This is a genomic window from Paenibacillus sp. FSL L8-0333, assembly GCF_037965665.1.
GTDB lineage: Bacteria > Bacillota > Bacilli > Paenibacillales > Paenibacillaceae > Paenibacillus_AQ > Paenibacillus_AQ odorifer.
On the sequence record NZ_CP150186.1, the window covers coordinates 1,857,459 to 1,870,918 of the forward strand.

The window sequence follows — 13,460 nt, forward strand, 5'->3', positions numbered from 1 at the left end:
AGCGAGTTGGATAATATTATGCAAAAAACATTCAGAATTGTCGATGAAGATGGAATTCACGCACGTCCAGCAACTGCCTTGGTAAATACAGCAACAAAATTCAAAGGTACAGAAGCATTTGCAGAAGCTAAAGGTAAAAAAGTAACTTTGAAATCCATTCTTGGCGTATTGTCATTGGGTCTTGAAGCTGGAGATACTTTGTCTTTGATTACTGAAGGAAGCGAAGAAGCAGAAGCTTTGAACGCTCTTCAAGAAGTAATGATTAAAGAAGGGCTAGGGGAAATCCATGAATAAGATTTCAGGAATCGCGGCTTCAGCAGGGATTGCAGTAGCCCGTGCTTTTATCCTGAAACATCCGGATTATACGATTACGAAGACAGGTATCAGTGATACTGAAGCAGAAGTCGCTAAGTTGAATGATGCACTCGCCAAATCAAGAGTGGAGCTGCAAACGATTAAAGAGCGTACTTTGGCAGAGCTGGGAGAGAAAAAGGCTGAGATTTTCGAATCACATCTGCTTATTCTTGATGACCCAGAGCTGATCAATCCTGTAATTGATAAAATCCGTGAGGAATCGGTTAACGCGGACTATGCGCTAAACGAAGTGGCTACGCAATTCATTGAGATGTTCGAAAATATGAAGAGTGCCTATCTGCAGGAACGTGCAGCTGACATGCGTGATGTTACCAAGCGCTTGCTGAACCACCTGCTGGGCATTCATTATGTAAGTCCTGCAGAAATCAGTGAAGAAGTAATCGTGATTGCTCAAGATCTAACACCATCGGATACAGCACAGCTTAATCGTAAGTTCGTTAAAGGCTTCACAACGAACATTGGTGGACGGACTTCCCACTCTGCGATTATGGCACGTTCTTTGGAAATTCCAGCGGTTGTTGGAACTAAAACGGTTCTGTCCGAAGTGAATTCTGGCGATTTGGTGATTGTCGATGGTCTGAATGGGGACGTTCTGATCAATCCTAGCGAAGCTGAAGTGGCAGAGTACACTCGCAAGCAGGAAGCTTACGACTTGCAAATCGCAGAATGGAAGAAACTTCGCGACGAACCAACAGTATCAGCAGACGGTAAACATGTTGAGCTAGCTGCCAATATTGGTACACCAAATGATGTGAATGGTGTAATTGAGAATGGTGGCGAAGGTGTAGGTCTGTACCGCACTGAGTTCCTTTACATGGGTCGCGATAAGCTGCCTTCTGAGGAAATCCAATATAACGCCTACCGTACTGTACTTGAGAACATGAAGGGTAAGCCGGTAGTCGTACGTACCCTGGATATCGGTGGCGATAAAGAGCTGCCTTATCTGGACCTTCCGAAGGAAATGAATCCTTTCCTTGGTTTCCGTGCGATCCGTCTGTGCTTGGATCGTCAGGATATTTTCCGTACTCAACTACGTGCATTACTTAGAGCAAGTGTTCACGGGGATCTTCGCATTATGTTCCCTATGATAGCTACGCTTGGTGAATTCCGTGCTGCGCGTGATCTTTTGCTCGAAGAGAAAGCTAAGCTTCGGGAAGAAGGTAAGGAAGTATCAGACAACATTCAGCTCGGCATAATGGTTGAGATTCCATCAACTGCTGTACTGGCTGACCAGTTTGCTAAGGAAGTTGATTTCTTCAGTATCGGTACGAATGATCTTATTCAATATACAATGGCTGCTGACCGTATGAATGAACAGGTATCTTACCTGTATCAGCCTTACAATCCAGCCATCCTGCGTTTGGTCAAAAATGTAATTGATGCAGCCCATGCAGAAGGTAAATGGACAGGGATGTGTGGTGAAATGGCTGGTGACGCAACAGCTATTCCGCTGCTACTGGGTCTTGGTCTTGACGAATTCAGCATGAGTGCAACTTCCATTCTGCCAGCGCGCAGTCAAATTTCTAAATTGTCGGCTGCCGACATGAAGGATTTGGCTGCAAAAGCTTTGCAGCTTGGCACGGCTGAAGAAGTAGCTGCACTTGTTCAAAGTATCGCTAAGTAACTTTTTACGCATGCATTAATCCGTTTTAGCGTTCTACTGTTTTCCAACTACTATTGCCGACTTCCGATGGCTGGAGGTCGGCTTTTTTATGTTTTTTAATCTATAATTTACTTTAATTCGACCTCATTTACTGTTCACTGTTTATTTTCTTTATTGCGCAGATGTCTATACCGATAGTATTAGTAATGAGCATAAAGTCGATAAGGAACCCAAACCTATAAATATGTCGTACATATAATAGTAAGGATCCATAGAAAGTTTATACTCCATTTGCCGACTTGCAGCGCTGTGCAAGTATTAATATGTAATGAATTGGTAATATATGGACTTATAAGCAACCCCACAGGTTAGGTGGGGAGCCATAGGATGGTGTTAATTCATGAGTAAAAATTATATAAATGCAGAATTGATGATGGAAGTCTATGAGGGTAAGGATTTAGGCTTGACGTATTCAACGGAGTACAGTGTCTTTAAAGTCTGGGCACCTACGGCTCTTGCTGTGTCCCTTGTCCTGTACGAAACAGGTGGTTATCGACTGAATGCTGAGTCACATAAGAGTGTTGTGGACAGTGGTCGAATTGTATATATGCAGCGTAGTAATGGCGGAGTCTGGCAGACCAAGTTATCAGGTGATCTAAAAGGGAAATATTATATGTACCGTGCTGTTTTTGCAGATGGTAATGTGACAGAAGCAGTAGATCCTTATGCAACAGCCGTATCAGCTAATGGTTTAAGATCGGCAATCGTTAATTTGCAGGATACGAATCCAGAACATTGGGATCAGGATGTAGCGCCTCCGTTACAGCATCCTGCCGACGCAGTGATTTATGAACTGCATGTTCGTGACTTTTCCTCACATGAGAGCTCTGGTATGTATTATAAGGGTAAATTCAAAGCATTTACCGAATTTGGATTAAAGGATCCGGCAGGAAATACAGTGGGGATTGATCATCTGGCTGAATTAGGGATTACCCATGTTCATCTGATGCCGGTATTTGATTTTCAGACCGTGGATGAGCTGAAGGTGGTTAATCGGGGTTCCTCCATAGCTAATGTGGACTACAATTGGGGGTATGATCCCCAGCATTATAATGTACCTGAAGGATCTTACAGCACCGATCCTGCCAATCCTGGCTTGCGGATCCGTGAATTTAAAGAGATGGTGCAGGCCTTGCACAGCCGCGGGATCGCGGTAATTATGGATGTCGTTTACAACCACACTTATGCTGTGGAGAATGGACCTTTTGAGCCGCTTGTCCCAGATTATTTCTATCGCCGCGATTTTATGGGACGTTTGTCGAATGGCTCCGGGGTTGGCAATGAGCTGGCTACAGAACGTCCGATGGTCCGAAAATTTATTAAGGACTCCCTATCTTATTGGGCTGCGGAATATCATATCGATGGTTTCCGGTTTGATCTGATGGGTCTGATGGACAGTGTTACCATGCGGGAGATTACGGAAGAGCTCCGTCTAGAAGTGAATCCGAATCTGTTGCTTTACGGTGAACCTTGGACGGGTGGAGATTCTCCGCTGGCCACTAAAACGCTAAAAGGTGTACAACGGGGCAAGGGTTATGCTGTCTTCAACGATAACTTTCGTTCAGCGATCAAAGGGGATAGTGATGGCTTCGGAAGAGGGTTCGTGACAGGCGAATACGGCAAAGAAGGTGCTATTGCAGCCGGAATTAAAGGAGCAATTCATGAGTTTACGGACTCGCCTGTGGAATCTGTGAACTATGTAACTGCCCATGATAATTTGAATTTATGGGATAAGTTGCTTATCGTTCAAGGGGGGAGCCAGAAAGCTGATTTTCCGGTAATCGCCAACATGGATAACGAGGATATTGAAGATGCAGTGGCCCTTGCCAATCCATACGTGAATGTAGATCCGGAGAACATTCTCGGTAATGAAACTGTACGTCGTTCCTTGCTTGCTAACGGAATTATTCTGACATCGCAAGGGATACCTTTCCTGCATGCTGGAGATGAGCTCCTGCGCAGTAAATTTGGGGATCATAACAGCTACCGCAGCGGTGACGCGATCAACTCGATCCGCTGGAATATGAAAAGCGTATTTAAGCCCGTATTTCAATATTATAAAGGCCTGATCGAGCTGCGGCGCACACATCCGGCATTTCGTCTGCATGGCCGCCAGGAAATTGAACGTTCGTTGGAATTTCTGCGATGTGATGGCGGAATAGTATCGTATCTTCTTAGAGGCCATGCAGGAGGCGATCTTTGGAACAATATAACCGTTATCTTCAATGCTAATAATGATCGAATGACGGTGGCTCTTCCTGAGATTTCTAACGGGTGGAGTATAGTAGTAGACCATACCCGTGCCGGGATAGAAGCCATCCGCAGAATCGAAGGCAATGAGGTAGAAGTGGAAGGGTTGTCGATGATGGTCCTTTATGATGAATGTGGTGAGCCAGCCCCACGCTCTAAAATCATCGAAATACACTATGAACGCCCTGATCAGAATTACCAAGGCTGGAATCTTTGGGTTTGGGATACAGGAATCCAGGATGGACAATGCGATTTCCGATATATGGAGAACGGGCGTGCAGTAGCCCGCATCGAAGTGCTGCCAGATACCCAATCCATCGGATATATTTTGCGGCTTAATGATTGGGAAGAAAAAGATGGAGACGGAGACCGCTTCATTGATTGTTCTACGAATGGAGAGTTAACCAAGGTCTTAGTCCGGGATCGTGATCAGGAGATTGATGGGATTTCAGAGGATCATCTTCGGTTAAGCAGTTAGTGGCAATACAAAAAAAGCTGTTTCAGGGTTGATTGTATCCTGAGACAGCTTTTTATTTGGTTTTATGGTTTTACAATGGTCTGGTCAGCAAACTCTTCGTCCACAAGCTCATAGTAAAGATTGGCTTTATTGCCACCATGGTCTTTGGAGCGGTACATCGCCAAATCGGCGGCACGCAGCAGTTCATTGATACTGCTTCCATGTTCAGGAAATAAAGCTACTCCGATACTCGCGGAGGTGTGGAAGCTGGACCCGTTATCAACAGACCAAGACTTATTGAACAGTTTAAGTAACCGCTGCAGCGTTTCATCAAGCATCTCTGGAGAAGTGAATCGATGCAGTACAACTGCGAATTCATCTCCGCCGATCCGGAAGGCCTGACCTATTCCTTTGACTGTATGCTGAAGTTCACGGGAGAGCAGCTGAAGAAATTCGTCTCCAGCCAGATGGCCTAAGGTATCATTTAGCTGCTTGAATCTGTCACAATCCAGCAGGGCCAGTGCAATTTTTTGCTTCCGTTCTCCGGGTTGTGTGATAAGGTTCTCCATATACATTTTGAAATGAGCCCTGTTGGGAATCGCTGTTAAATGATCATAGAAGGCTAGCTTATGTAGTCGTTCTTCGTATTGTTTTCGCTGGGTAATTTCTCGAGATAACAGCATGAATTGTGCTGGGAATTTACGGCTGCCGAGAACAGGTGACACCTTAGTTTCAAGCCATACCCATTGGCCTTCTGCTCCACGCATGCGCAGTTCTGAAATGCGCGGGGTTCCCTGAACCACGCTCTTTAATTTAGCCCAGGCAATCTCTGGTTCACGTATGTAGTTGGATAACGGATCTCCTTTTTTAGGCACATAGCCTAGAATACTGGAGTGTGAGGGGGAAGCGTATAGAATCAACCCGTTAGGATCCGTCAAAATAATGAAATCAGACATGGTTTCACCGATTAGCTGATAAAGTGTTTGTTCTTCCAGCATTTCATTCTGGAGCCAGATGATTTTGCGTCCAAGGTAAATAATGACCAGGAGAAACACAAGTAAGAGGAGCGAATACAGGGAGAACAAAGCGCTTTTTTTATCCTTAAAACCGTCCGTTACTTGCAAGGCGTAGTTGCCAATCAAGTCCTCTGCTTGATCGAGATGTGCTCTAGCTTCATTGAATTGCGAGTTTAGGGTGAGCGCAGAATATGAATCCGGATTCCAGCTACTCTTCGTCCGTTCCGTTATTAGCGTATGCCCTGAATTTTTCCACATGACAATGGTAGTTTCGAAGGAGCGCAGCTCGTTTTTTAATTCGGAAAGGATAATTCCACTTTGTTTCATATCACTGTAAGGTTTTTTTATAGCGTTGATATTTGCTCTTGCTAGACTTATTCGTTCCTGCGCTTGAAGATTATTATCTATAAACTCCGTAGTGAACTGTTCACCTTCCGCGGCTGTTAGGTTTGGACCCATTGCGATTTGCAAGGCTACAGCAGCTTGATGCAGATCACGATCGGCGCTCAGTATGAGCTTAGAGTTCTGATATATATCATCATAAAGAGAATCTGACAATCTATTAATAGTGTGATTTAAATAGAGTAGCGAGGACACGCTGATCCCGACCAGAAGGACGGAGATTGCAGCGAAGACATAGAATAGTTTGCGTGTTACCTTGAATTCGAAGAACCCTGCCACAGTCATCTTCTCCCTGTATAAGATGATTAAGTAAATCTATTGCTGCTTAAGTAGAACCTGCAGAAGTCAATCTATGGTCAGGCGTAATTTAACTCAGTCACTGATGTTTGAAGGTGCTTTTGGGAATAAAAGAGGTGTTGTATACATAGTGGGAAAACATAGGAAAGTGTACGTGTGAGTAAATGGTAGTTTCTAGTATATCAAGTATATAGGACGTGCTGCTTATAGAGCAATCTTTACTCATAATAATCCAAAAGACAAAATTTAAAGTTTAATGTATGGGCCTATTGAATTATCTATATTCAAACCGATGGATCCTATTACCCCACTCGATCATAAATGATACGGCTTACAGCTGCTGAAAAAAACTGCCCTTAGTCATAATGACTACAGGAAAGCTAATCATTCATTATTCGTTACGCAGTGCGTGAATGGGGTGAAGTCGTGCGGCTTTGTTAGCAGGCATCATTCCAAAAATCACGCCTGCCCGCTCCGATGCCAATCCAACTTGTCAAAACGACAGATTTTGCATATAATAAAGAGACATATCTCTTGTAGTAAAGAGATACCTGACAATTAGCATGAATTGTGAAATGCAGTGATGGAGAAGAGTACACAGTGCCTGACTTACAGGGAGGAGACGCCGCGGATTGAGAGCGTTTCTAAGAAGCAGAGCTGTCGAAGTTCACTCCGGAGCAGTTCCCTGAATTCCTTAAGCTGTCTAATAGGGAAGGGTAGGGGATACCGGTCACAGACCGTTATTTCTGTATAAAGTGAGATAGGTATCTGTCCAGCCAAAAGAGGGAATGAAGCTCTTAAGGGGAACAGATCAGCTTGTCTAACAAGGGTGGTACCACGGTCTTTTCGTCCCTTACCGGGAGGAAAGGCCTTTTTTTGTTGAACTAGACAATGATTGAAGGGGGCTGTACACGGCCATGAAAGAGAAGTTGGAAGCATTGAAGGTTGAAGCGCTGGCTAAGCTGCAGGAGGTTATGGATCCGCAGGTACTAAATGATTTAAGAGTGAAGTATCTCGGTAAAAAAGGTGAGCTTACAGAGGTTCTGCGCGGTATGGGAGGACTTAGTGCTGAGGAACGTCCGGTAATCGGGCAAGTGGCGAATCAGGTTCGCAGTGCTATTGAGGAGATTATCGGCGCGAAGCAGGAGGCTTTTCAAGAGCAGGAAACCCAGCAACGTCTGCAGGCTGAAAAAGTAGACGTAACCTTACCGGGTCGCCGTTTACAGCAAGGGGGCATTCACCCGCTTAGCAGAGTCGTACAGGAGATTGAGGATATTTTTACCGGCATGGGCTACCGTGTAGCTGAAGGTCCGGAAGTGGAGACCGATTATTATAACTTTGAAGCTCTAAATCTGCCTAAGAATCACCCGGCACGTGATATGCAGGATTCTTTCTATTTAACAGATGACCTGCTAATGCGCACTCAAACCTCGCCAGTACAGATTCGTACTATGCAGGCTATGAACGGTGAAGCTCCTGTTAAAATCATCTGTCCGGGTAAAGTATTCCGCCGTGATGATGATGATGCAACGCATTCCTTCCAGTTCCACCAAATCGAAGGTTTGGTCATTGGAAGTAACATTCGAATGAGTGATCTGAAGGGCACCCTGCAACAATTTGTGCAGGAGATGTTTGGACCGAATACAGGCATTCGTCTTCGTCCGAGCTTTTTCCCATTCACGGAGCCAAGTGTTGAAGTAGACGTAAGCTGCTTCAAATGTGGTGGCGATGGCTGCAGACTATGCAAGCAAAGTGGATGGTTAGAAATCCTTGGCGCAGGTATGGTACACCCGAATGTACTGAAAATGGGTGGCTATGATCCTGCTGAATACAGCGGCTTCGCCTTCGGAATGGGTGTAGAGCGGATTGCAATGCTTAAATACGGCATCGATGACATCCGTCATTTCTATAGTAATGATATGAGTTTTGTGAAGCAGTTCAAGGGCGTTTAGTTATTGTGGTGCGCTAGCTGATAGTGGCTGGAGAATGGGTTTTGGAGCATTTGATTTCCTTGTAGGGACCGTCCTTAATAGTGTGTAGCTGAAATTGAGTGCACTTCATCCGTTCTTCCACAGGAAGCAGCACGAACGACAGTGAAATAAATACATCTGAAACATAAAGGAAGTGAGCGGATATGAAAGTATCAACCGGATGGTTGGCTGATTATACATCGATTGAAGGAGTAACCGCCGAACAGCTAGCGGAGAAGATTACCGCTGCCGGCATTGAGATTGACGGCGTAGAGCGCCGCAATAAAGGCATTTCCGGCATCGTAACCGGCTATGTGAAATCAAAGGAAAAACATCCTGATGCCGACAAGCTGAACGTATGTATCGTGGATGCGGGCCAAGATGAGGATCTACAAATCGTCTGCGGCGCAAAAAATGTAGCTGCAGGTCAAACTGTACCTGTAGCACTGGTCGGTGCTAAGCTGCCAGGACTGGATATCAAAAAAGCCAAGCTGCGCGGCGTCCTATCGCAAGGGATGATCTGCTCGGCCAAAGAATTGGGACTGAATGATAAATTGCTTCCAAAAGAGCAACAAGAAGGTATTCTTGTGCTGCCTGAAGGGACAGAGATTGGTCAGGATATTTCCAAGGTCCTCGGCTTAGATGACGAGATTCTGGAATTCGATCTGACTCCGAACCGTTCGGATTGCCTCAGTATGATTGGTGCTGCTTATGAAGTAAGTGCGATTCTTGGGCGAGAAGTTAAATTGCCTGATCCAAAAAGCGAAATTATTGAGATCAGTGGTCCTGCTGCGGATTCCATTTCCGTCAAGATTGAAGATGAAGAATACTGCAGCCATTATGCAGTTCGTTATATTGCAGGTGTTAAACCTGCACCATCACCGCTGTGGATTCAGAATCGTCTGATGGCTGCTGGGGTTCGTCCAATTAATAATATCGTGGACATTACCAATTACGTGATGCTGGAATATGGACAGCCGCTGCATGCTTTTGATGCAGATAAAGTGCAAGGTGGAGAACTCGGCGTTCGTCTTGCCCATGAAGGTGAAGTTTTGGTTACACTTGACGGTCAAGAGCGTAAGCTAGAGCCGCAAATGCTCGTTATCGCTGATGGAGTTAAAGCTGTAGGTCTGGCCGGAGTAATGGGTGGACGGGATACAGAGGTTACTGCTGAGACGGTAAACCTTGTTCTGGAATCTGCTAAGTTTGATGGTGGTACGATTCGTAAAACCTCGCGTCAATTGGGACTTCGCTCTGAGGCCTCCCTTCGTTTCGAGAAGGAAGTGGATCCAAGTGCAGTTATTCCTGCATTGAACCGTGCAGCAGTGCTGATTGCACGTTATGCTGGCGGATCGGTCCATGAAGGCATCGTGCAAGCAGGAACTGACGCTGTTCAAGAGAAGGTTCTCACCTTGTCCTTAGAGAAACTGAATCGTTATCTGGGAACGGATTTGTCCTTGCTGGAAGTGAAGACATTGTTTGGCCGTCTACACTTCAAATGCGGAGATACCGCACAAGGGCTGATTGAAGTTCAAGTCCCAACCAGACGTGGCGATATCAGCTATGATGTTGATCTTATTGAAGAAATTGCCCGCCTGTACGGATATGACAATATTCCAACGACTCTAATTGAAGGAATTACAACGCCAGGAGCACTAACTCACAAGCAAGCGCTCCGTCGTGAACTGCGCCGCTTATTGTCACATGGCGGTTACCAAGAGGTGATGGGTTACTCCTTCATCCAGCCGCAACAAAGCACAATGTTCCCTGCGTTATCAGAAGGAGCAGTAGCGGTGAAGCTGGCTATGCCGATGAGTGAAGAACGCAGCGTACTGCGTACCAGCCTTCTTCCGCAACTATTGGATATTGCCAGCTACAATACCAATCGTCGTCAAAGCGACTTGGCATTGTTTGAAATCGGCAACGTCTTCTTCACGGATGAAGAACAGCTGACTCGCCAACCACGCGAACTGCCAGTGCTGGGGCTGTTGCTTAGCGGAAGCTTAACAGTGAAGCAATGGAATGTTTCGGCACAGCCTGTGGACTTCTTTGATTTGAAGGGTGCGCTGGAAACGGTATTTGCTCATTTAGGGCTGACTGATAAAATCGTCTATGTGGGAGACAGTCCAGAAGGATTTCATCCTGGGCGTTCCGCATCGGTATATTTACTCGGGAACGAGGGCCGTGTGAAGATCGGAACGATGGGGCAGATTCATCCGGATCTGCAAAGACAGCTGGATCTGGTGGATACTTATGCGGCAGAAATTTTATTGCAGCCGTTATATGAAAGTGCGCAAAGCCGTTTGCAATATAATGAGCTTCCGCGTTTCCCGGGAATGGAACGGGATATTGCTGTGGTCGTGGATTCCGCTGTACCAGCGGGCGATCTGCTGGCTTCCATCCGTGATAACGGAGGTACTTTGCTCCAGTCCGTACAGGTATTTGACGTGTACACTGGCGGTAAGCTGGAGAGTGGAAAGAAGAGCATCGCGATCTCACTGCTGTATCGTCATAGTGAACATACATTGACTGATGAAGAAGTAGGAGAGGTGCATGAGAAGGTATTAGCATCTCTTCAACAAACTTTTGGTGCAGAATTAAGAAAGTAGCAGGAATTGTGTAAAGCCGCAGCGAATCCATTTAGAAACTGAGATTCGCTGCGGTTTTTTCTAGGTAGAGTGCAAAGCGGAGAATATCAGCCATAATCTATTGAATATTAGGGATTTTGCCAAATGCTTACCAAAAAAGCTACAATAGAAGAAGTGAAACTAGCTTAGAATCCGCACACATACAAAGGAGGGCACAACTGTGGCTATGGACCGGACACGTGTCGCCGTGGAGATATACGGAACTTCCTATAAACTCGTCGGAAGCAGTACTGAATATATGAAACAAGTGGCCCGTTATGTTGATGAACATATGCGCACGATTTCTAAATCACACACCAGACTGGACACACCGCGTATAGCGGTGCTTGCAGCTGTACATATGGCGGAGCAGGCTATTCAGGTTCAGGACTTCAAAAATGAACTAAACATGATGACAGGTGAACGCAGTGAACTGCGATTGGAAGTATCTCGCCTGCTGGAGGTACAGCGGGAGCGGCAAGAAGAAATTGAGCGACTTGAAGCTGCGGCCAAAGAAGAGGCTGGGCGACTGATTGCTGCTGCTGAGGAAGAACGTAAGCGGCATTTGGAGATTCAGGAGAATGAACGCAAGGTACATGCGGAGCAGCTTCAGGAGGCAGTACAAGCTGTGGAAGTTGCACGCAAGAAGCTGGAAGAAGAATTGCTTGAGCGCGAGATAGAGCTGCAAGAACTGCGGACAAGCTACGAAGAAGAGCGGGCAGCTAGTCGTGAACAACAGCGGCAGGAACTGGCGAAGGCGGAAGCCATCCGCTTGCAGCAGCTGGAGGAGCAGAAGGCTGCTCATCTGCAAGAGCTGGAGAACATCCGAGAGACGCTGACCAAGGAGAAGACAGACACGCTGTCTGCTCTGCAGCTTGAGCTGACCGAGACCAAGTCAACACTGGAGGAAGAGCTTGAGGTTACCAAGTCTACATTAGGTAAAGAACTCGAAGATACCAGATTGACGCTGGGTAAGGAGCTTGAGGATACCAAGTTGACCTTAGGTAAAGAGCTTGAGAGTACCAAAGCGAAGTTGGGCAAAGAGCTGGCGGAAGAACGTGAAGCACTGCAGCGGGAGCAAACCAAGAATAAGGAACTGCGGCAGTCACAAGGCACTCAAGAGCATAGACATAAGCAAAGCATTCAAGAGCTGGAGAAACAGCTGGCGGAGCTTCGTGGTGGGACCGGGCAACTTCAGTCCAGATTACGGGCGGCTGAAGCCAGTCTTAAGAGTGAGCGAGATGCAAGACAGACGCTGCTTGGACAATATGAAGCGATTGTTAAACGTGAAGAACAGCTCAGTGAAGAGCTGCGCACAGCTACTGAGCTGGGCACACTGTTGAATGAGGAGCTGGAAGAGTTACGCCAGCGTTATCAACAGTCACAGAATGAAGCGACAGAGCTAAGAGCGTCTCTACAGGAGACGAGTGAGAATCTGCACCGTGTTCAGGAAGAACTTGCGGGATCAGCAGCAGAGGCGGCTAACTGGCAGGAGCTTTCGGATAAACGTATGGAAGATATTGGTGAACTGGAAATGAATCTGCTGGAGTCTGAGGAGAAATCCGTGTTGCTTCAGAAAGAGATCGACACGCTACGTGGGCAAGCCGATGGATTAGTACAGCAGCTGGATCAGGAGGTTCAGCTTCGTACAGATGCAGAACGCGAAACAGCGGCACTTCGGGAGCAAGGTGTGCAGGTTCAGAAGGAGCTGTCTGCGCTTCGTGTGCGTTATGAGGAATTGATTGCTCAATACGATGATGTACTGCAAGAAGGAGAACGCCTGCAGGAAAGATATCAACTGCTGCAGGAAGAAGGCGAAGAGGCAACACGACGCTTAGAAGAGCTGTCTGAAGCTAGTCGTGAAGCCGCTGCTACTGTTGCTGAGCAACAGGAAGTGCTGAAGGAAGCAGAGGCGTACGGAGCTTCTTGGAAGCACAAGTACGAGGAGCTATCCGATCGGCAGCTGCAGTGGACGGATCTCGAAGCGAAGCTGCGCGAGGAGATCGACATTTGGCAGCAGGAAGCCGGCGAGGCTGAGATGAAGCAGGAAGCTATTGATCGTGAACGTAGCGAGGTGCTTCAGCAGTTAGGTGAAGTTGGTGAAAGCTATGAAATGGTTCAAGGACAGCTTCGTTTGTTGCAGGTCCAGTTTGAAATGCGTCAGGAAGAGCTTGACAAGCTTACGGACGAGCATCGTAACCTTAAAGAGGAATATGCCAAGCTGCAAAATGAATATAATGAATGGATTCAACTGATCGAGCAGGACAGTTGAATGCCGGATGCAAGTAAGAGGGCTGACCTGATGAGTAGAGAGATCTATCTCGGGTCAGCACTCTTTATTAATGAGCTCAGATTAAAAAAACAGCCGATATCAGGGAGAATCCCTAATAATCGGCTGTTTAT

General features: G+C 46.4%; 7 protein-coding genes and 1 other annotated feature. Of the genes, 6 read left to right on the forward strand and 1 reads right to left on the reverse strand.

From position 1 onward, the window contains the following. Positions 1-18 precede the first annotated feature (18 nt). From NYE72_RS08045 to pulA, 3 genes are all read left to right on the forward strand, one after another. Complete coding sequence (locus NYE72_RS08045; RefSeq protein WP_036683569.1) at positions 19-294, forward strand: HPr family phosphocarrier protein; 276 nt, start codon at positions 19-21, stop codon at positions 292-294. After that, positions 287-1,999, forward strand: a complete 1,713-nt coding sequence (ptsP, locus tag NYE72_RS08050; protein ID WP_036683566.1) for a phosphoenolpyruvate--protein phosphotransferase — start codon at positions 287-289, stop codon at positions 1,997-1,999. Before NYE72_RS08045 ends, ptsP begins: the two co-directional genes overlap by 8 nt. 379 nt (positions 2,000-2,378) lie before the next feature. Further along, positions 2,379-4,766, forward strand: a complete 2,388-nt coding sequence (pulA, locus tag NYE72_RS08055; RefSeq protein ID WP_339211689.1) for a type I pullulanase — start codon at positions 2,379-2,381, stop codon at positions 4,764-4,766. Positions 4,767-4,828: 62 nt separating this feature from the next. Here pulA and NYE72_RS08060 read toward each other — a convergent pair whose 3' ends face one another. Further along, positions 4,829-6,442 carry a sensor domain-containing diguanylate cyclase gene (locus NYE72_RS08060; protein WP_076104004.1) on the reverse strand — a complete coding sequence of 538 codons (1,614 nt, stop codon included), beginning with the start codon at positions 6,440-6,442 and terminating at the stop codon, positions 4,829-4,831. A 589-nt stretch (positions 6,443-7,031) separates the two neighbouring features. Beyond that, positions 7,032-7,317 (forward strand) — a binding site (T-box leader). A 60-nt stretch (positions 7,318-7,377) separates the two neighbouring features. Here NYE72_RS08060 and pheS point away from each other — a divergent pair. The 3 genes from pheS to NYE72_RS08075 all read left to right on the forward strand — a co-directional run bounded on the left by pheS (position 7,378) and on the right by NYE72_RS08075 (position 13,329). After that, positions 7,378-8,412: a phenylalanine--tRNA ligase subunit alpha gene (gene pheS / locus NYE72_RS08065; protein WP_036683561.1), complete on the forward strand. Its 1,035-nt coding sequence runs from the start codon at positions 7,378-7,380 to the stop codon at positions 8,410-8,412. A 182-nt stretch (positions 8,413-8,594) separates the two neighbouring features. Continuing rightward, a complete protein-coding gene (pheT, locus tag NYE72_RS08070; RefSeq protein ID WP_036683558.1) occupies positions 8,595-11,039 on the forward strand; it encodes a phenylalanine--tRNA ligase subunit beta in 2,445 nt (814 codons plus the stop codon). Between the two features lie 199 nt (positions 11,040-11,238). Continuing rightward, positions 11,239-13,329: a hypothetical protein gene (locus tag NYE72_RS08075; RefSeq protein ID WP_076101561.1), complete on the forward strand. Its 2,091-nt coding sequence runs from the start codon at positions 11,239-11,241 to the stop codon at positions 13,327-13,329. Positions 13,330-13,460: the final 131 nt, after the last annotated feature.

What these genes read in the sequence shown, in the direction of transcription:
- NYE72_RS08045 (WP_036683569.1), top strand. Translation starts at nt 19, where the DNA reads ATGCAAAAAACATTCAGAATTGTCGATGAAGATGGAATTCACGCACGT.
- ptsP (WP_036683566.1), top strand. Translation starts at nt 287, where the DNA reads ATGAATAAGATTTCAGGAATCGCGGCTTCAGCAGGGATTGCAGTAGCC.
- pulA (WP_339211689.1), top strand. Translation starts at nt 2,379, where the DNA reads ATGAGTAAAAATTATATAAATGCAGAATTGATGATGGAAGTCTATGAG.
- pheS (WP_036683561.1), top strand. Translation starts at nt 7,378, where the DNA reads ATGAAAGAGAAGTTGGAAGCATTGAAGGTTGAAGCGCTGGCTAAGCTG.
- pheT (WP_036683558.1), top strand. Translation starts at nt 8,595, where the DNA reads ATGAAAGTATCAACCGGATGGTTGGCTGATTATACATCGATTGAAGGA.